21 protein-coding genes are annotated in these 19,139 nt (G+C 69.9%); 14 read left to right on the forward strand and 7 right to left on the reverse strand.

Going from position 1 to position 19,139, the window contains the following annotated elements; all coding sequences use genetic code 11:
* The first annotated feature begins 229 nt into the window (after positions 1 to 229).
* The gene (locus tag FS641_RS16760) at positions 230 to 2,149 is read left to right on the forward strand and encodes an ABC transporter ATP-binding protein (RefSeq protein ID WP_144765891.1); all 1,920 of its coding nucleotides are present in this window, start codon (positions 230 to 232) and stop codon (positions 2,147 to 2,149) included.
* Between the two features lie 140 nt (positions 2,150 to 2,289).
* Entirely contained in the window at positions 2,290 to 3,168 is an 879-nt protein-coding gene (locus FS641_RS16765) for a serine hydrolase (RefSeq protein WP_260855900.1), read from the forward strand.
* 108 nt (positions 3,169 to 3,276) lie between these two features.
* Here FS641_RS16765 and FS641_RS16770 read toward each other — a convergent pair whose 3' ends face one another.
* Entirely contained in the window at positions 3,277 to 3,573 is a 297-nt protein-coding gene (locus FS641_RS16770) for a cold shock domain-containing protein (RefSeq protein WP_222122123.1), read from the reverse strand.
* A gap of 179 nt (positions 3,574 to 3,752) precedes the next feature.
* On the opposite strand from FS641_RS16770, the gene FS641_RS16775 reads away from it, so the two are divergent.
* On the forward strand, positions 3,753 to 5,624 hold the full coding sequence (locus FS641_RS16775; protein WP_144765895.1) for an adenylyl cyclase: 1,872 nt from the start codon (positions 3,753 to 3,755) through the stop codon (positions 5,622 to 5,624).
* Positions 5,625 to 5,712: 88 nt separating this feature from the next.
* Here FS641_RS16775 and FS641_RS16780 read toward each other — a convergent pair whose 3' ends face one another.
* On the reverse strand, positions 5,713 to 6,213 hold the full coding sequence (locus FS641_RS16780; protein ID WP_144765897.1) for a hypothetical protein: 501 nt from the start codon (positions 6,211 to 6,213) through the stop codon (positions 5,713 to 5,715).
* Between the two features lie 143 nt (positions 6,214 to 6,356).
* Here FS641_RS16780 and FS641_RS16785 point away from each other — a divergent pair, with 143 nt between their 5' ends.
* Entirely contained in the window at positions 6,357 to 6,899 is a 543-nt protein-coding gene (locus tag FS641_RS16785; RefSeq protein ID WP_144765899.1) for a hypothetical protein, read from the forward strand.
* A complete protein-coding gene (locus FS641_RS16790; protein WP_144765901.1) occupies positions 6,896 to 7,681 on the forward strand; it encodes a hypothetical protein in 786 nt (261 codons plus the stop codon). Before FS641_RS16785 ends, FS641_RS16790 begins: the two co-directional genes overlap by 4 nt.
* 123 nt (positions 7,682 to 7,804) lie before the next feature.
* Here the strand turns inward: FS641_RS16790 and FS641_RS16795 are convergent, their stop codons facing one another.
* The 3 genes from FS641_RS16795 to FS641_RS16805 form a co-directional block, all read right to left on the reverse strand.
* The gene (locus FS641_RS16795) at positions 7,805 to 8,203 is read right to left on the reverse strand and encodes a hypothetical protein (protein WP_144765902.1); all 399 of its coding nucleotides are present in this window, start codon (positions 8,201 to 8,203) and stop codon (positions 7,805 to 7,807) included.
* A 16-nt stretch (positions 8,204 to 8,219) separates the two neighbouring features.
* Positions 8,220 to 8,855 (reverse strand): hypothetical protein, encoded by a 636-nt coding sequence (locus FS641_RS16800; RefSeq protein ID WP_144765904.1) that lies wholly within the window; start codon positions 8,853 to 8,855, stop codon positions 8,220 to 8,222.
* A gap of 320 nt (positions 8,856 to 9,175) precedes the next feature.
* Positions 9,176 to 9,916 carry an SDR family oxidoreductase gene (locus tag FS641_RS16805; RefSeq protein ID WP_144765906.1) on the reverse strand — a complete coding sequence of 247 codons (741 nt, stop codon included), beginning with the start codon at positions 9,914 to 9,916 and terminating at the stop codon, positions 9,176 to 9,178.
* Between the two features lie 60 nt (positions 9,917 to 9,976).
* Between FS641_RS16805 and FS641_RS16810 the strand changes: the two genes are divergently transcribed.
* The 3 genes from FS641_RS16810 (at position 9,977) to FS641_RS16820 (ending at position 11,823) form a co-directional block, all read left to right on the forward strand.
* Entirely contained in the window at positions 9,977 to 10,423 is a 447-nt protein-coding gene (locus FS641_RS16810; RefSeq protein ID WP_144765908.1) for a MarR family winged helix-turn-helix transcriptional regulator, read from the forward strand.
* Positions 10,424 to 10,467: 44 nt separating this feature from the next.
* Positions 10,468 to 11,124 (forward strand): hypothetical protein, encoded by a 657-nt coding sequence (locus tag FS641_RS16815; RefSeq protein WP_144765910.1) that lies wholly within the window; start codon positions 10,468 to 10,470, stop codon positions 11,122 to 11,124.
* A gap of 87 nt (positions 11,125 to 11,211) precedes the next feature.
* Complete coding sequence (locus FS641_RS16820; protein WP_144765912.1) at positions 11,212 to 11,823, forward strand: uridine kinase; 612 nt, start codon at positions 11,212 to 11,214, stop codon at positions 11,821 to 11,823.
* A 36-nt stretch (positions 11,824 to 11,859) separates the two neighbouring features.
* Here the strand turns inward: FS641_RS16820 and FS641_RS16825 are convergent, their stop codons facing one another.
* On the reverse strand, positions 11,860 to 12,429 hold the full coding sequence (locus FS641_RS16825; protein WP_144765914.1) for a TetR/AcrR family transcriptional regulator: 570 nt from the start codon (positions 12,427 to 12,429) through the stop codon (positions 11,860 to 11,862).
* A 60-nt stretch (positions 12,430 to 12,489) separates the two neighbouring features.
* On the opposite strand from FS641_RS16825, the gene FS641_RS16830 reads away from it, so the two are divergent.
* Entirely contained in the window at positions 12,490 to 13,230 is a 741-nt protein-coding gene (locus tag FS641_RS16830; protein WP_144765916.1) for an SDR family oxidoreductase, read from the forward strand.
* Positions 13,231 to 13,277: 47 nt separating this feature from the next.
* On the opposite strand, the gene FS641_RS16835 is transcribed toward FS641_RS16830, so the two are convergent.
* Positions 13,278 to 14,219, reverse strand: a complete 942-nt coding sequence (locus FS641_RS16835; RefSeq protein ID WP_144765918.1) for a LysR family transcriptional regulator — start codon at positions 14,217 to 14,219, stop codon at positions 13,278 to 13,280.
* Between the two features lie 72 nt (positions 14,220 to 14,291).
* Between FS641_RS16835 and FS641_RS16840 the strand changes: the two genes are divergently transcribed.
* From FS641_RS16840 to FS641_RS16860, 5 genes are all read left to right on the forward strand, one after another.
* Positions 14,292 to 15,275 carry a putative oxygenase MesX gene (locus tag FS641_RS16840; RefSeq protein ID WP_144765920.1) on the forward strand — a complete coding sequence of 328 codons (984 nt, stop codon included), beginning with the start codon at positions 14,292 to 14,294 and terminating at the stop codon, positions 15,273 to 15,275.
* 43 nt (positions 15,276 to 15,318) lie between these two features.
* Positions 15,319 to 16,368, forward strand: a complete 1,050-nt coding sequence (locus tag FS641_RS16845; protein ID WP_144765922.1) for a methionine synthase — start codon at positions 15,319 to 15,321, stop codon at positions 16,366 to 16,368.
* A 369-nt stretch (positions 16,369 to 16,737) separates the two neighbouring features.
* Positions 16,738 to 17,232 carry a hypothetical protein gene (locus FS641_RS16850; protein ID WP_144765924.1) on the forward strand — a complete coding sequence of 165 codons (495 nt, stop codon included), beginning with the start codon at positions 16,738 to 16,740 and terminating at the stop codon, positions 17,230 to 17,232.
* Between the two features lie 659 nt (positions 17,233 to 17,891).
* Positions 17,892 to 18,329 (forward strand): hypothetical protein, encoded by a 438-nt coding sequence (locus FS641_RS16855; RefSeq protein WP_144765926.1) that lies wholly within the window; start codon positions 17,892 to 17,894, stop codon positions 18,327 to 18,329.
* Between the two features lie 399 nt (positions 18,330 to 18,728).
* Positions 18,729 to 19,082, forward strand: a complete 354-nt coding sequence (locus FS641_RS16860; protein WP_144765928.1) for an SdpI family protein — start codon at positions 18,729 to 18,731, stop codon at positions 19,080 to 19,082.
* Positions 19,083 to 19,139 lie beyond the last annotated feature (57 nt).

Here is a 19,139-nt window from a genome sequence, read left to right on the forward strand (position 1 = left end):
CTGGCTCGCGGATCGAGCTCCGTCCGCAGAGAACGAAGGGCCGCGCTCAGGGGTGTCGACCGCGCCGGCGCGCGCTCCGCGTCCCGGCGGTTCGGTACCGCCTCCGACGTCGCCGCCGGACAACGGCTTCGACGGCACGTCGACCGGATGTCACCGGCTGCGCCGTATCCTGGCCGTGGCTCGCCGCCGGGGACGATCCCGAGGCCTCGTGCCGCCGGAAGGAACTGTCATGAGCATGGAAGGCGTGGCCTGGAGCTCGCTCTACAAGATCTCCACCGCACGGGACGGCAAGCACGGGTTCTCGCGTGCGTCCCTCCGACGCATCATGACCTTCGCGGTGCCCTACCGGGCGAAGCTGCTGCTCTTCATCGCGCTGTCCGTCGTGGGGGCGTTCCTCGCCGTCGCGACGCCGGTGCTCGCGGGCCGGGTCGTCGACGTGATCGTCGCCCGGGGCGCGGTCGGCACGATCGTCTGGCTCGCCGTCGTCATCGCGCTCGTCGCGGTGGCCGACGCGGGGACCTCGTTGGCCACCCGGTGGTACTCGGCACGGATCGGCGAGGGCGTGATCCTGGACCTCCGGACCGCCGTGTTCAACCACGTGCAGAAGATGCCGATCGCGTTCTTCACCCGCACGCGGACGGGCGCCCTGGTCAGCCGGCTCAACAACGACGTGATCGGCGCGCAGCAGGCGTTCAGCGGCACGCTGTCCGGTGTCGTCACGAACGTCGTGGCGCTCGTCCTGACCCTGTCCGTCATGCTCAGCACGTCGTGGCTCGTGACGGTCCTCGCGATCGTCATGCTCCCGATCTTCCTGGTCCCCGCCCGCCGGATGGGCAGCCGCCTCGCCGCACTCCGCCGCGAGGCCGCCGACCACAACTCCGCCATGAGCACGCAGATGACGGAGCGCTTCTCCGCGCCGGGGGCCACCCTCGTCAAGCTGTTCGGTCGACCGGACGACGAGGCCGAGGAGTTCCGCGTCCGCGCCGCCCGGGTCCGTGACATCGGCGTGCGCATGGCCCTGCTGCAGTTCGTCTTCGTCACCGCCCTGACGCTCGTCTCCGCGCTCGCCCTCGCGCTCGTGTACGGCCTGGGCGGCTTCTTCGCGCTCGCCGGCCAGCTCAACACCGGTGACGTGGTCACCCTGGCGCTCCTCCTCACCCGGCTGTACGCGCCGCTGACCAGCCTGGCGAACGCCCGGGTGGAGATCATGAGCGCCGTGGTCAGCTTCGAGCGCGTCTTCGAGGTGCTCGACCTCGAACCGCTCATCCAGGAGAAGCCCGACGCCGTCACCGTCCCCGCCGGCCCCGTCGCGGTGGAGTTCGACGACGTCCACTTCGCCTACCCGTCCGCGGACAAGGTGTCCCTCGCCTCCCTCGAGGAGGTGTCCACGCTCGACACCCGCGGTGGAGAGGAAGTGCTGCACGGCATCTCCTTCCGGATCGAGCCCGGGCAGACGGTCGCGCTCGTCGGGACCTCCGGCGCCGGCAAGTCCACCATCGCCCAGCTCCTCTCCCGCCTGTACGACGTCGACAGCGGCGCCGTGCGGCTGGCCGGGACCGACGTCCGCGACGTCACCTTCGCCGCGATACGGGACACCCTCGGCATGGTGACGCAGGACGGTCACCTCTTCCACGAGACCATCCGCTCGAACCTCCGGCTCGCCCGACCCGAGGCCTCCGACGACGAGGTCTGGGACGCGGTGCGTCGCGCCCGCCTCGAGCCGCTCATCCGTTCCCTGCCCGACCAGCTCGACACGATGGTCGGCGAGCGGGGCTACCGCCTGTCCGGCGGCGAGCGCCAGCGCATGACCATCGCCAGGCTGCTGTTGGCCCAGCCGCGCGTCGTCATCCTCGACGAGGCGACGGCGGCGCTCGACTCCACGTCGGAAGCCGCCGTGCAGGCAGCGCTGAGCGAAGCGCTCGAGGGGCGCACGGCGATGGTCATCGCGCACCGCCTCTCGACCATCCGCAGCGCCGACCAGATCCTCGTCGTCGAGGACGGGTCGATCGTGGAGCGCGGCACGCACGACGAGCTCCTGGCCCAGGGCGGTCGGTACGAGGAACTGCACCGGACGCAGTTCGCGGTGCAGAAGGACGTCGCCGCCGACGAGGACGCGCTGGGCGCGACCCCGACCGCGGTGGTCCGCTAGCGCGGCTCCGCCGCCGCCGGTTGCGAGGACCGCTCACCGACATGGGTGGGCACGGCGGGCACCACGGCTGACCCGCTGCCGCGCGGTGCGACATGCGTCCGCGTCCGCGTCCGCGTCCGCGTCCGGGAGAGGATGTCGGGGTGCATCCTCCGCAGCGCCTCCTCGACTCCCTCGTCATGCGGGTGGAGGAATCGGGGTTCCGCGCCCACGGCCTGCACGTGCAGGTCGGGGACGACGCCGCTGAGCACCACTGGAGCCCGGACGTCCGCCGGGAAGTCCACTCCGTCGCGAAGGGGGTCAGCGTCCTGGCCGTCGGCATCGCCGCGGACGACGGACTCATCGACGTCGACGAGCCGGTGTCCCGGTCCCTGACCGACGTCGCGTTCGGCGCCGGGAGCGACCAGGTGACCCTCCGGCACCTCCTCACCATGACGAGCGGGATCGACATGCCCTGGTCGGAGAGCGAGTTGACGGACTGGCCCGACCTCGCCCGGGAGTTCCTCGGCCGTCCCTCGCGCGGCCGCGTCTTCCAGTACGCGAACGCGAGCACGTACACCGCGATGCGGGTGCTGGCCACCCGGGTGGGCGACGTCGGCGCCTTCGTCGCACGGCGACTCTTCGAACCGATCGGCATCCCGGACGTGACCTGGCAGCGCTGCTCGATCGGCCACGTCGCCGGGGGTGCGGGGATCGCACTCACCACGCGGGAGGTCGCCCGGCTCGGACAGCTGATCCGCGACGACGGCGTGTTCCGCGGACGCCGGGTCGTCAGTGCACGCTGGTGCCGCGCGATGCACTCGGAGTGGGTGGTGCGGCCGGAGGCCGGGCCGGGCTACGACCGGTACGCGATGGCCGGGTGGGGCGGCCCGGGGCAGCTGTGGCGGCTGCACGGCGCCTACGGACAGATGCTCCTGTTCGACGGCGACACCGTCGTGACGGTGACCGCCGACGACCACGCCGGCGCTGATGCGTTCGCAGCGTCGGTCGCCGACGTCCTGCTGCGATCCGCCAGCACCTGACCGAGCACATCCGAAACGGGAGGCGCGGTGCCAGCCGGCACCGCGCCTCCCGTCCGGTGCATCCCCGCGAGGCCGTCCGCGGCTCCCGGACCGTCGGGCCACGGTCGTTCAGACCTCGCCCGAGCGCCTCGCCCGTCGCGCACGTCTCGCCGCCGCCTTCCGCGCCTGCCCTGCGGGTTCGGGCAGGGGAACGACGCCGTGAGCGCGGAAGAAGTAGCCGTCCTGCCCGGACGGGAAGGGCTCGACCGCGAACTCGACACGTTCGCCGGCACGGAGCGTGTGGAAGCCGTCCGTGACCACGGCGGAGAAGTGCACGAACACGTCGGACTCGACCTGCTTCGACCGCAGGGCGCCCCACCCCTCGTCGTCGTCCCACCAGACGCACACGCCCTCGACGATCTGCACCCTGGCACGCTACCGCGGTGCGGGCGGAGGACAGCGGCGCGCGCACCGTGCTCCGTGGGCGCGTCCTGTTGTTACGCTGCTCCCACCCCATCCAGGAGGCCGTCGACGAGTGCCCCCGAGGACAGCGACGTCCTCCCGGTTGCGCGAGCGGCCACGTATCTGCAAGGAAGCAGGTCATCGTGCACTCCTCTGCCCACTCCCCCACCAGGACGCCCCGCACCGCGGCGCGCGTCGTCGGCGCCGCCGCGGCCGTCAGCGCCGCGGCGCTCGGCGTCCTCGGTCCGGCGCAGGTCGCCGCGGCCGCACCGCCCGCACCTACCTCCACCGCCGCCGACCTCGGGCCGAACGTGCTCGTCTTCTCCCCGGACATGGCCCAGGCCGACATCCAGGCGAAGATCGACGCCGTCTACGACCAGCAGGTCGACAACGAGATGGGGACGGCGCGGTACGCGCTGCTGTTCGAACCGGGCACGTACGGCTCGGCGACGAACCCGCTCGACGTCCGCGTCGGCTACTACACCGAGGTCGACGGCCTCGGGCAGGACCCGTCCGGCGTGACGATCAACGGCGGCGTCACCGCGACGGGGCGCAACGGCAGCGGCTCGCTGGACACCTTCTGGCGTTCGGTGTCGAACCTCACGATCCATGTCGTGCCGACGGCCGACGCCTGCCACACCGGCAACGAGATGTGGGCGGTCTCGCAGGCAGCGCCGATGCGACGCGTCGACGTGAAGGACTACACGACCTTCATGCCGTACTGCGAGAGCCCGAACTACGCCAGCGGCGGGTTCGTCGCGGACTCCGAGCTCGAGGGCGGCGCACTGAACGGCTCGCAGCAGCAGTTCTACGTCCGCAACACGGACCTCGGTGCCGGCTGGTCGAACGGCGTGTGGAACCAGGTGTTCTCGGGTGACCGGAACGCCCCCGCGCAGTCGTTCCCGCAGCCGCCCTACACGACGCTGACCGCGACACCGGTCTCCCGCGAGAAGCCGTACCTGTACGTCGACGGGAACGGCGCCTACCGCGTGTTCGTCCCGAGCGCGCGGACGGACTCGGTGGGGACGAGCTGGGCCGGCGGCCACACGCCGGGGACGTCGCTGGCGTTGAGCAGCTTCTTCGTGGCACACCCCGGTGACCCGATCGCGAAGATCAACTCCGCGCTCGCGCAGGGCAAGAACCTGCTCGTGACGCCCGGCGTGTACGACGTCGCGCAGAGCATCGCGGTGAAGCGGGCCGACACCGTCGTCCTCGGACTCGGTCTCGCGACCTTCACCGCGCAGAACGGTGCCGTGCCGATGACCGTCGCCGACGTACGTGGGGTCGACATCGCAGGCCTGACGTTCGACGCCGGGACGGTCAACTCGCCGACGCTGCTCCGCATCGGGACCGGCCACGACAAGGGCGGTCCCCACGTCGCGAGTGCTGCGGACCCGACCGCGCTGCAGGACGTGTTCTTCCGGATCGGTGGTCCGCACGTCGGCAAGGCGACGACGAGCCTCGAGGTGAACACCGACCACACCATCCTCGACGACATCTGGGCCTGGCGTGCCGACCACGGCGTCGCCGGTTCCGTCGGGTGGACGGTCAACACCGCCGACACCGGCGTCGTCGTGAACGGCGACGACGTCACCGCGACCGGGCTCTTCGTGGAGCACTACCAGAAGTACAACGTGGTGTGGAACGGCGAGCGCGGCAGGACCGTGTTCTTCCAGAACGAGCTGCCCTACGACGCGCCGAACCAGGCCGCGTGGCGACACGGTGCCGTGAACGGCTGGGCAGCGTACAAGGTCGCCGACACCGTCCGGACGCACGAGGCCTGGGGACTCGGCAGCTACATCTACACGAACGTCGACCCGTCCCTCCACGCGACGCAGTCCTTCGAGGTCCCCGACCGACCGGGCGTGGTGTTGCACGATCTGACGACCGTTGCGCTCAACACGAACGCCGGCACGATCGACCACGTCGTCAACGGGCAGGGAACCGCAGCCACCGGAGCGGTCTCCGGGCAGCCCCAGACCGTCACGACGTACACGAACGGCGTCGCGCAGTAACGAGGTCGGTCGGACACACGGCGGCCCTCGGGGGTCTCCTCGGGTACGTGCCCGGGGAGACCCCCGAGGTCGTCACGCGGACGTGGTCCTACGGCGCCCGACGCTCCGCACGCGCCGAGGGGTCGTTCTCCGCGGAGTCCGCAGCCCGGGTCTGCGACCACGGACGCGCTCCGGGGCGTCGGAGCACCAGCGCGGCGAGTGCGGCGACGACCCCGGCGAACGCGAACGCGGCCACGACGACGACCATCCAGTCCGCGACGGTGAGGAACAGGCCGCCGAGGACCGTCGCGACGAGTGCGAGGAGCCCGGCGGTCGAGGCTGCGCGACGCACGGGGTGCGCCGCTCCGTTCCGCTCGCCGTGGTTCCGGACGGCAACGGCGATCGCAGCGATCACCACGGCCGCGACGACGCCGACGGGCACCGCGTAGACGGACACGAACGCGACGGAGTCCCATCCGACGGATGCGTCGCTCAGCTTCCCGAGCGCGACCGTCGCCACGGCGAGCATCGCTCCCCCGAGGACCGTCACCGCGCAGAAGCCGACGTCCCGCCAGAAGTGGCGTCGGTCCACGAACGAGGCGGTCGGCATGCCGCACCGTATCCCGCGGCCACGCCCGGGGACGATCGTCCTCGCTACGGTGGAGCGATGGACGCAGCCAGCCCCGACCGCGATCCGCGCGAGCCGAACTCGTTCGACGACGACCTGTTCCCCGGTCAGCGCGGAGCGCCGGCGTGAGCCGCCTCGGCGACTGGTGGCGGCGGGAGAACGCGAGACCGCAGCCGAGTCCGTTCGACGCGGGCCGGGCCTCCATCCCGTACCCGGAGCTCGGGCGAGCCGACCTGGCCGCGTTCCACCGCTCCGAGACGTACCTGCTCCGGGAGATCGTCGAGGCCCGTTCGTGGGGGCGCCACCTCGACAGCCTCGACGACGCTCCCGCGACGAACGGCTGGGTCGTGATGCCCGGGCGGGTCTGGTCGGCACTGATGGACGACACGAAGGGGACCGGACCGGGGCGTGCCGTGATGGACGCCGTCGTGGAGTGGCTCGTCGACGCCGGGGCGCTCCGTCCGATCGTCGACGAGGCCCGCGCCGCCATCGCCGAGGCGACCGTGGCCCGACGCGTCCAGGACCACCCGGGCTCCATCGGCGTCGGACGGCGCGACTGGGACGACGACATGTGGGAAGTGGACCCGCAGCGGATGCTGGCGGTGTACCCGCACCTCGCCGACACGAACGACGACTGGCAGCGAGCAGCCGAGCGGCGATCGCCGTGACAGGGGATCCGTACGACCCGCCGGACGCCGGCGTGCTCGACGTCATCGCCGATGCGTGGGTGACGCAGCTCGAGGAGACCGCCGCACTGGGTGAACCGCAGCGACACCCGGCCCTCGAGGTCGGCGACACCGTCCCGCCGTACGTGAACGAGTTCGACGTCGGCTACCGCGCCGTCGACACCTGGCACGGCGGCAACCCGGGCCCCGCCATCGAGGTCGTCCGCCGTGCGCTGCTCGACGCCGGCGCCGTCGCGCGGCTCCGGTCCTCCGCGATCGGTGCGCTCGAACGTCGGGGCGTCCGCTGGGCGGTGCACCACCGCACGGAGCTGCCGATGCCGCTGTCGGGACGGCGGTACTGGGAGGTCACCGACGTCGACCGGTTCGAGGCGACGATGGCCGGCTTCCTCCGGTACCCGCACCCGCTCCCGGCGGAGGTCCGTGACCGCATCGTCTCCTGGTCGGCGCGAACCGAGACGGACGCCGGCGCACCGGAACGCGACGCCCTCCTCGACGAGTTCATCAGCCACCACCGGCGACACCTCGAGCCGGGCATCGTCATCGCCGAGACGCGCGACCACTTCCGCCGCTGGTACATCGACACGTACCAGGGCACGCAGACGGACTTCGCCGACCGGATGTGGCGCTGGCTGCGGGCCGAAGGGGCACTGCGGAGCCCCACCTCCGAGGAACGCGCGGTCCTCGGAGTCGTTCCGGAGGGCACGCGCGTCTGGGACCGCGACCGGCTCGCGGCAGCTCTTCCGGAGCTCACGCGGAGCGAGTAGCTGCCTGCTCGTGCGGTTTGGGGTCTGGTCGCGACCTGCTGCCGGACGGGAGGCGCGGTGCCAGCTGGCACCGCGCCTCCCGTCCGTCTCGGCTCGCGTGGCCGGGATCGACGGTGCTCGGCGTCACGACCGGGGCCGGCGAGCACCTCGCGGAGGGACCGATGCGACCGAGACTGCTCCCACGATGATCGCGGCGGTCGCGACGTGACCCCACACCGACGACTCGACCGCCAAGTGCATCGCGACAGCGGCCAGTGCGACAGCTCCGGAGCCGATGAACACGATGGAGGCGAACGTGCCGGGCAGCGCCGCCCGGGTCCAGGTCGGCCCCGGCGTGATCATCCTCGGCACGGCGACGACGACCAGGATCGCGATCACGAAGCCGAGGCCCATCGCCGGACCGACGGCGGCGGTCAGCGCGGGGACGACCGTTGATGCGGCAAGGGCAGCGAAACCGAGACAACTGATCAGCAGGCCTCCACGAGTGCGGGGAGCGTAGCTGCGCTGTGTGGTGATGGTCATGGCGTGCTTCCCGTCGTCACTGGCGGCACGGCTCGATGATCGGCCATACAGGTGCCGCGGTCACGAAGCGACGGATACCGGCACACTTCCCCTGGCTGACGGCTCGGTTCGCCGTGTCGACCATGAGCCCGACGGCGATCGCGCACGCCCATGCGGCTGGTCCACACAACGCTGAGATGATCGCACCTGCAGCTACAGAGCCAGAGGCCATCGTCTTGGTCTGCGCCCTGCTCAAGAGCACAGTGCAGTGGATCAGGTTGCATTCGATGGTCGTGAACGTCGTGATCGGACCCGCTGATCCCTCAGTCGTGATCGGTACCGCAGAAGTGGTCCGCTGCGAACCGTCGGCGAACGTCGCAACGCGCGAAGTCCCGCCGTCCGGAAGTGCTGTCTCAGCGATGGCCACCGGTCGTGCGTCCGGACGTTCCGAGTCGGCCGGCAGCCCCGACTGCAACTTCGCGATCAGCGCTTCCTGCGTGCTTTTGGGGATGCTTGCGTCGGTCATCGCGGTCCGGATCGCCGTGACCTCCTCGTCAGTGACGGGGGACTCTGCGGCGTGCGCAGGACCTGCAACGAGCGTCGAGCCGAGCATGGCTGCCAGCGCAGCACCCACGAGGGCGGCGCGTGCTGGGGTGGTGGTCGAGACGTTCATGTGGATTCCCCTTTCAGCGGCGTTGCTGGGCCCAGCACGATGCTGGGCGCTCCGTTCTTTCGATTCTGGCGAGAGAAGGTGAAATGCACAACATCAGATTCGTCCACACATTTTCCGCAGAAGCGCTGTACGGCGGGCTCGCCGAACTCGTCGGAGGAGGTCCGGCGCGGTTTCGAGCCAGAGGGGCCGAGCGCGCACCGGTGATGCAGAATCATCCACGGTGTGGGGTCTGGTCGCGACCTGCTGCCGGACGGGAGGCGCGGTGCCAGCTGGCACCGCGCCTCCCGTCCGCAGCAGCATCGCCACCGATCCGCCCCAGGTCACCAGGCGAGTTGCTGGTCGTCCTCGAAGACCGCACCAGTCGGGCCGTCCGCCGGGAGCGTCGCGAGACGGACGGCCACCGCAGCGCCCTCGTCCGGGGTCCTGGTGCCACGGAAGTCGTTGAAGTCAGTGGCGACGTGCCCGGGAGCTGCACCGTTGATCTTCATGGCCGTGTCGGCGAAGGCGCGGGCGTAGTGCACGGTCAGGGCGTTCAACGCCGTCTTCGAGCTGGAGTAGACCATGGAGGGTTGCCCGACCCATGCACCCGCTTCGCCGATCGAGCCGCGCTTGCTCGTCACGTTCACGACCCGCGGTGCGTCGGACTGCTCCAGCAGGGGCAGGAACGCGTTCATCATCCGCACGACGGCGAACACGTTGACCTCGTAGACGTTCCTGATGTCCTCGACCGTCTCCTCGGTGGGGGTCGGGAGGTGGTCCATCGGGTGGAACGTCAGCGTGTTCACGCCGGCGTTGTTCACCAGGACGTCGAGGTGGCCGAACTCGTCGGCGACGACCGCTGCGAGGGTGTCGACGTCCTCCTGGCGGGTCACGTCGAGGACGACCGGCCGGACTTCGCCGTCGAGTGTCGACGCTGCCCGCCGGCCGGCCTCGATGCTGCGCGCTCCGAGGAGGACCGTGAAACCCTGCCGCGCCAACCCCCGCACGATCGCGAGGCCGATGCCCTTGTTCCCACCGGTGACGAGGGCGGTCTTGGAGGGTGCGACTTCTTGTGTTGTCATGACAACAGCATGCGTTTGCCGGTGTTGTCGTGTCAACACTGAACTTGCTAGGGTCGACGCATGACGGAGCCGCTCGACGCCGAGGAGCAGCGTCTCTGGCACGCGTGGAAGCGCGCCACTGAGCACGTGCGACAACGCGTGGGCGACGACATCAAAGACGCAACGGGCCTGTCCGACCCCGACTTCGGCATCCTGACCCGACTCGTCGAACTGGGCAGCGGCGGCCTTCGCCAGAACGACCTCGCCGCCTCGATGGGGTGGCACCGCAGTCGCCTGTCACACCAGCTGACGCGCATGGAAGAGCGCGGACTCCTCCACCGCCAGAGTGTCGACGGCGGCGTCCTCGTGCAGATCACGGACGAGGGCGCGGCCCTGGGCAGGGTTGCACGACCCGTTCACGCCGCGGCGGTCCGTCGGCACCTGATCGACCACCTCGAGGGCCGAGAACGCGTGTCGCTCGTCCGTCTGCTCGAGCAGCTCGCGGGAGGCCAGGCACCGTCGCGGTGACGGCCGGTTTCCGTCCCGCGAGGCATGGTGCAGAATCATCGACGATGGACCAGATGACCCCTGCGGCGTCGCGGGATCGCGCCGACTCCGACCCCCTCAGGGCGTCGCGCCCGTCGTCTGCCGACGGGAGCACTCCGTGGCTCCGAGTCGCCCTCTGGGCGGGACGGGGCATCCTCCTCCTCGCCGCGGTCGCGCTCGTGGTCACGCTGCTGACCCGGCCTCGCTGGACCGCTGACGGTTTCGATGCGGACGGGTTCGCGATCAGCTGGATCCCGAACGTGACCATGGTGGTCCTGGTCGTGGTCGGGCTCCTCTGGCACTGGCTGTTCGGGCTGTCCACGTCACCGAGAGCGAGCTGGAGAGACGGAGACGACATCGTCGCGCTGACCGTGCTCGGTCGTCGACGACTCCACCTGCCGGCTGCATGCACCGTGCGTTTCCGGATCATGACGAACGTCGGGACGAGCCACGGGGTCGTCCTCGTCGACCGACGGTTGCGCCCGCTCGTGTTGCTGGACCCGTTCAGTTCCGGTCTCGCGGGTCGGCTGGATCGACTGACCGACAACCGCCACCGTGCGACCGCCGGTGGCATCGTCCTCGAGCACCTCCTCGGCTTCGCGTGGCTGCTGACCTCGGTCATCGCCGTGTTCGTGCTGCTCGGTCTCGCGGACGCCCTCACCGGGGCTGCTGGCCTCGGCTGACCTCGGGAGAGGATCGGCAGCAGCGCTCGGGGCGGCGGATCAGCAGCGGCCTGCGGAGCCGTGGGCACTACCTTGTACTCTCGCGAGATGCATCAGGACGACGTCCTCGCACACATCCTCGAGCGCGAGCGGACTGCGGATCGTCCGACAGTCGTCGGGATCTCGGGCTACTGCGGGTCCGGGAAGTCAACGCTCGCGCGAGCCATGGTCGCGGCCTTGCCCGACGCCGTGCGGATGCGCGGCGACGACTTCCTGGACCCGTCGCGCTCACACCGTCGCTCTTCCGAATGGGACGGCGTCGATCGCGAACGCCTGGTGGCGACGGTGCTGGAACCGTTCCACGAGGGACGCACGAGCCACTTCCGGCGTCACGACTGGTCGCGGCGACAACTCGGCCCCGAGGAGCCCGTGCCCTCGGCCCGCACGCTCATCGTGGACCTCATCGGGCTCTTCCACCCCGAAGCACTCGGCGCTCTCGACGTGACCATCTGGTGCGACGTCGACCTCGACACTGCCGCTCGCCGAGGAATCGCCCGCGATCGGGGGCTCGGACGGAACCACGATGCGCTCTGGCACGACGTCTGGATCCCGAACGAGCGCGACTTCGCGGAACGGTTCCGGCCCCGCGAGCGCGCCGATCTCCTCTGCACACCGTCTCGGAGCTCCCGGCACAGCGGGAAGCTGCCGTCCGGCGCGTGACCGGCCAGCGCGCCAGGACCACGCCCCGGGGACCGTTCAGCGTCGCGGCTCGCGCAGCCCGTCGACGACCAGGTCGAGGAGGTGACCGGTGCGCTCCTCAGCCTTGGGGGCGACGTGCCAGAGGAAGCTCAGGAGCGGAAAGACCTCGTCCGGCTCGATGTCGGCGCGGATCTCCCCGCGGGCCTTCCCCGCGTCGAGGAGCTCCGCGACGGCCGCCAGGATGCGCTCGTACTGCTCGTCGTGGAGCTCCGCTCGGGTCACCGCATCCAGGACGTCGGAGAGCGCGTGCTTCATGTGCCCGAACGCTGCGAGGGCATCGAACCAGCGACGCAGGGCCTCGATCGGCGAGTGCTGCTCGAGGAGGCCTCCTGCCGCAGCCGTCAGCGCCTCGAAGTCCTCCCGGTACACCTCGACCAGCAGGGCCTCTCGCGTCGGGAACCGCCGGTAGAGCGTTCCCTGCCCCACCCCTGCCGCGCGGGCTATGGACTGCATCGTCGCCGACCCGTCGTTCGCGAAGGCCTCGCGCGCGATCTCGACGATCCGGGCGCGGTTCTCCTGCGCGTCTGCTCGAAGCCCTGAGCCCGGATGACTCGACGAAGTGGACATGTGTCCGGTACGCTCCCTGATCAGTGTGGACAAGTGTCCACTTACTCTAGTGGAGGACCCATGACCAACGGCATCGCGGGCAAGACCATCGCCATCACCGGCGCTTCGAGCGGCATCGGCGCAGCGACCGCTCGACGCCTCGCACGAGCCGGCGGCACCGTCATCCTCGGCGCCCGTCGGGCGGACCGTCTCGGAGCACTGGTCGACGAGATCACGCACGACGGCGGTCGTGCGATCGCGGTTCCCATCGACGTCCGCCAGCGCAATGACCTCGAGCAGCTCGTCAGCACCGCCCGCGAGCGGTTCGGCCGACTCGACGTGCTGTTCTCCAACGCCGGCAGCATGGCGATCTCCCCGTTCGACGAGATCCGCGTCGACGACTGGCAACAGATGATCGACGTGAACCTGACCGGAGTCCTCAACGGGATCGCGGCCGCGCTGCCGGTCTTCCGCGCACAGGGGTCCGGGCACTTCATCCACACCGCCTCCACCGCAGCACACCGGATCGGGCCGTCGCAGGGCGTCTACGCGGCCACGAAGACCGCGGTCCGCGTGCTGTCGGAAGGCCTGCGGCAAGAGGCAGGTCCCTCCCTCCGCGTCACCGTCGTCACCCCCGGTTTCACGGACACCGAGGGCGTGGGTGCCGGCGCGAGCCCCGACGTCGCCGCGTCGCTCATCGAGCAGCGTGACGCGATCGCGATGCCGGCCGACGCGATCGCGCGAGCCGTGGCGTTCGCCATCGAGCAGCCCGACGGTGTCGACGTCGGTGAGGTCATCGTCCGACCCACCGCGCAGGGGTGACGGTCACTGCGGCCGCTGTCGGGCCATCGCCCCCCCCCCCCGTCTCACTACCCGAGCGGCTCCACCCCGTAGCTGGTGACCACCGCCCGGAGCTCGTCCAGGTACGCCTGCGCCTGCACGGTGAGCGGGACCGAGGCGTGCGCGATCCACCCGATCTCGATGCGCTCGTCGACGTCGAGCGGGATCGCGACGATCTCCGGGTCGAGGTCGTCGCTGATGAGCCCGGTCGAGATCGTGTAGCCCCCCAGGCCGATCATGAGGTTGAAGATCGTCGCCCGGTCGGAGACGCGGATCTCCCGCTTGCTCGACATCGTCGACAGGATCTCCTCGGCCAGGTAGAAGGAGTTGTTCGCACCCTGGTCGAAGGTGAGCCGCGGCAGGTCGGCGAGATCGGCCAGCGTCGCGCGCTTCCGCGACGCGAGCGGGTTCCGTCGCGCCACGAAGATGTGCGGCTCCGCGACGAAGAGCGGGGTGAAGACGACACCGGCGTCCCGGAGCAGCTTGCCGAGGACCTGCCGGTTGAAGTCGTTGCGGTAGAGGATGCCGACCTCGCTCCGGAGCGTGCGGACGTCCTCGATGATGTCCCACGTGCGGGTCTCCCGGAGCGAGAACTCGTACTCGTCCGCCGCCGCTGATCCCACCATCCGGACGAACGCCTCCACGGCGAAGGAGTAGTGCTGGGCGGACACCCCGAGGAGGCGCCGCGACCGCTGCCCACCGACGTACCGCTGCTCGAGCAGGGAGACCTGCTCGACCACCTGCCGGGCGTACCCGAGGAACTCGACGCCGTCGACGGTGAGCTCGACACCACGTGCGGAACGGAGGAAGAGCGCCCGGCCGATCCGAGCCTCCAGGTCCTTCATCGCCGCGGAGAGCGTCGGCTGCGCGACGTAGAGCAGGTCGGCCGCAGCGCTGATCGAACCCTCCGACGCGACCTCGATGAAGTAGCGGAGCTGTTGCAGCGTGATGTCCTTCGAGACCCGAGCCATAGGTGGACGCTATACCAGCGCATAGTGATTCCGAGTTACCCGATGACCCGCGGGTCCGGTCATGATCGATGCATGGCGGACGACTGCACCTTCAGCATCACGCGGACCCGGTTCGACGAGGACTACTCCCCCTCGGACAGCTCCCGGCTGACGACGAACTTCGCCAACCTGGCCCGAGGCGAGGACCGCCAGCGGAACCTGCGCGCAGCGATCGCCATGATCGACGACCGCTGCAACGACCTCGCTGGTGACGAGGACGAGGGGCGCTACCGCGTGGAGCTCGACATCGTCTCCGTCGCGATGCAGTTCGAGGACGGTGGAACCGTCGCGGAGTTCCCCCTGCTCGAGATGCTCGACGTCGTGATGGTCGATCAGCACACCGGCGAGCGCCACCAGGGCATCCTGGGCAACAACTTCTCGTCGTACCTCCGCGACTACGACTTCGCCGTGCTGCTGCCGTCCCTGGACACGAGTGCGGGCCTGCCGGACGACTTCGGCCAGCTGCACGGCGCGCTCTTCCAGCGCTTCCTCGAGTCGGCCGCGTTCCAGGACCAGTTCCGGAGCGAACCCGTCGTCTGCATCAGCGTCTCGACCAGCCAGACCTACCGGCAGTCCGGGTACGTCCACCCCGTCCTCGGCGCGGAGTACGACCACGAGCACGCTTCACTCACCGACGACTACTTCGGTCGGATGGGCATGCGGGTGCGGTACTTCATGCCGCCCGGGGCGAAGGCGCCGCTCGCGTTCTACACGCGCGGCGACCTCACTGCGGACTACACCGACCTCCAGCTCATCGGCACGATCAGCACGATGGAGACGTTCCAGAAGATCTACCGCCCGGAGATCTACAACGCGAACACCGCCGCTCCGAGCACCTACCGCCCGAGCCTCGACCACACGGACTTCACACGGCCGGACGTCACCTACGACCGCGAGGAACGCAGCCGCCTCGGCGTCGTCCAGGGCCGGTGGACGGACGAGCACCTCGTCACGCCGCACCGCGCACTCCTCGAGCAGTGGGCCACCGGCACCACCGCGACCGCCCTGACCCGCTGAAGCCCGCCCACCCCGCTCCTCGAACGACTGGACCTCCCTGACCATGAGCACCCTCCTGCCCACCGCGATCGTCGGCAGTCTGCCGAAGCCCTCCTGGCTCGCCGAGCCCGAGAAGCTCTGGTCCCCCTGGCAGCTCGACGGCGCAGCACTGGTCGAGGGCAAGCAGGACGCGCTCCGGGCCGCTGTGCACGAGCAGGAGCGCGCCGGCATCGACATCGTCAGCGACGGCGAGCAGACGCGCCAGCACTTCGTCACGACGTTCATCGAGCACCTGGACGGCATCGACCAGCAGCGCAAGGAGACCGTCCGCATCCGCGACCGCTACGACGCTGCGGTCCCCACGGTCGTCGGCGCCGTGGGCCGTCCCGCCCCGGTGTTCGTCGATGACGCCCGCTTCCTGCGTTCCCAGACCGACCGGCCGATCAAGTGGGCGCTCCCCGGCCCGATGACCATGATCGACACGCTCTCCGACCAGCACTACAAGAGCCGCGAGAAGCTGGCGTGGGAGTTCGCGACGATCCTCAACCAGGAGGCCCGGGAGCTCGAGGCCGCCGGCGTCGACATCATCCAGTTCGACGAGCCCGCCTTCACCGTCTTCCACGACGAGGTGCAGGACTGGGGCGTCGCCGCGCTCGAACGCGCTGCCGAGGGCCTGCGCGCCGAGACGGTCGTGCACATCTGTTACGGCTACGGCATCGAGGCGAACAACCGGTGGAAGGAGACCCTCGGCGCCGAGTGGCGGCAGTACGAGCAGTCGTTCCCGCTCCTGCAGCAGTCCTCGATCGACATCGTGTCGCTCGAGTGCATCCACTCGCACGTGCCGCTCGAGCTCGTCGAGCTCATCCGGGGGAAGAAGGTCATGCTCGGCGCGATCGACGTCGCGACCGAGACCGTGGAGACGCCGGAGGAGGTCGCGGAGGTGCTGCGTCGGGCGCTCGACCACGTCGATGCCGACAAGCTCATCCCGAGCACCAACTGCGGGATGGCGCCGCTGGCGCGGGGGGCGGCGCTCTCGAAGCTCAGCGCGCTGGCTGCTGGTGCGGGCATCGTGCGGGCTGAGCTCGCCGGCCTCACCGCCCCGATCGCGCGCTGACCGCTCCCACCTGCACGACGGCTCGCCTCCGCAAGGAGACGAGCCGTCGTTCGTGTCGCATCGGTCAGATGCTCGGCAGGCAGCACAGCCGGGAGGCTCGGCCTCCGTCCGGCTTCCCGGGTTGCGGTGGTTCTGAACTCCGTCGCTCCGGACCGCAGTCGCTCTCCGCGGAGATCGAACGGCCGTGGCCGCGCCTGGCGACGGACCACGCGGTCGGCCCGATCAGCGGGATACGGGCCACGACGAGCGCTCATCCGAGCAGACCCGACCGGCAGAATGACGTTTGACATCTTTCATACTGGCGGCCAGGATCTCGGTACAGCAATCCGCTGCACATGAACCGGCAACGCCGCCGGAAGGGAGATCATCGTGACCAAGCGCACTCTGACCATGACCACGGGAATCGTCGTCGCCACCGCCTTGCTCTGCGGGCCGGTCGCCGCAACGGCAGCGTCTGCGGCGGCACCGTCCGGGGCGAACAGCATTCAGGTCCAGCCGCTCGCTGGCTGGACCACACGCGACTGGCAAGAGGTCGCCGAGCGGGCGAGGGCGGCCGGTGACGCCGAGGGCGCAGTAGCCGCACTCGCTGCGTCCGAGCATGTCGCGAGTACCGCGACCGGCGACCCCGTACACCGGAACATCTGGACGACCATCGCGAAGAAGGCGGTCGTCGCCGCGCTTCGATACGGGACGAACAAGCTGCCGGCCGCCATCCGTCCGTACGTCAACAAGATCATCAACGTCGTCGAGGAGATCGATCAGTTCCAGCAGGGGGCCGTCGTCCTCGCACTGACCAAGGTCGGCATCCCGTACGACGTCGCGGTCACCACCGCACAGTGGATCGTCGTCTTCGTCGGCCTCTGATGCGACCACGCGACGACGATTCCCAGCCGGACCGCCACCCGACCATCGGAGGATCCGTCCTCGTCGTGATGTGGCTCCTCGCAGCGCTGCTGTTCGCAGCGTTGCCGGCCATCGCAGGAGTCGTCGTCGCGTGCAGCATTCCAGGCCTCGGAGGCGCTCGTCCGGGCATCTCCATGCCGGCAGTGGCAGGAGCCCTCGGGGTGATCGTCGTCGCGGGAGTCGTGATCGGCGAGCGGCCCGTGCGACTGATGCGGGCGCTGCTGCCGGGCCGCCCACGGTCACAACAGCTGTGCGCCGAATTGGTGGTGTTCGTCTTCCTTGCCGGCGCTCTCCACGTGATCTTGGCCAGCACGCTCGGGGCGGTCGTCGCGGCGGCAGTCGCTTGCACTGGGTACGGCCTCCTCGAACCCCTGCTGCGATGGGTGCCCCGGGGACCTGAAAGGTAACCGGTCGAGCGGAGCCGAACACGTACGGGACACTCGGGCGCCGATGCACCAGCTCCAGGGACATCGCCGAGGTCGGCACACTGCCGTATCCCGACTCGTGAGCCCTCGACGTCGCCGCCGGATCGGTCCGGTAGCGGGCTGCCTGGAGGCTCGGCTCGCGTCCGCCGCGCAGCGCGCGCCATCGAAGACCCAAGCTGCAAGTACCCTGTCGTCGTGTTCTTCTGGCCGGTCAAGGAGTCCGCGCCGCCGCTGCCAGCAGGTGTCGAAGCGGACCTGTACACGCTGCACCTCCCGGACCATCCGACCGAACTCGCCGGCTACCTCTCCGTGCAGCCCGACCATGCGTATGACGTCGAGGGCCCGTGGTGGAACCGGCGGTGGGTCCGTCCGCGCCTGGTGGGCGACTGGTACGTCGACTTCTGGGACTTCGACACGCACCGTGCTTGGCCCGACGGGTCGCTGAGCTACGGGATCAGCGACGGCTTCCCGTTCGCCGCAGAAGGGTTCCAGGAGCTCGCGCGTGGCAGGTTCCTGCTGCACGGCGTCGAGTTCGCGGTCGAGCGCGTCGATCCCGAGGACCGCCCGAACGAGTACGGCGCCCACTTCTACTTCCTCGATCGGGCGCAGTGGAAGCGCATCCGGAGCGGATGACACCAACACCGCCCTCGGTCGCGCATCCGGGAGCACCGCGCTCACCACGGCCCACCTCCGAAGCTGGTATTGCACATACTGGTTGGTCGCAGCATCCTGCTGTGCATGCAGAAGTGGATCCGACTACCAGGCGTCGTCATCGGTGTGGCCGCCACCGCGTACGGCTGCTTGTACCTCAGCCCCCTCCTCGCGGGCTTCGCAGGAGTAGCCACATTGTGGTGGGCGACGACTCGTTGGGGATCGAACAAGCCGACAGAGCTGTCCGCCAACGCTGAGGTCGACCCGGCGGAAGTCCGGCACTACCGCGAAGACCACCCTGGAACATCGCTCACCGCGGCTGTGCGGGCGGTTGCCGATGCGACGACAGCGCCTTCCTCCGATCGCGCACGGTGAGACAGGATGAGTGGACCGACGGTGTTCGCATTGGCGCTCGAGATGGGCGCGGCTGTCCTCGTGACGTGGGTGACCTGGATCGCAGCCAGGGGGAAGCTCTCCCGCAACGCGCTCGCCGGGGTCCGGACGCCGGTCACGATGTCCAGCGAGGCGGCTTGGCGGATCGGACACCGGGCAGCTCTGAGTCCGACGATGGTCTCCGGAGCGATGACAGTTGTCTGGTGCGCGCTGAGCATCACCATCGTGCCGCCCCGCACGCCGAGCTCGGTGATCGTCGCCGCAGTCGTGCTCGTAGGAGGCGCACTCTTGTCCGTCTCGGCCGCACACCGCGCCGTGCGCCGATCCTCACCTCAGCGCTGACTGGGGTTCGAGTTCGGGCACGGCCTGACACGATCGCTCAAGGCCAGAGGCGTTGAC

Origin of the sequence: Curtobacterium sp. 9128, from assembly GCF_007673775.1 — a bacterium.
GTDB lineage: Bacteria > Actinomycetota > Actinomycetes > Actinomycetales > Microbacteriaceae > Curtobacterium.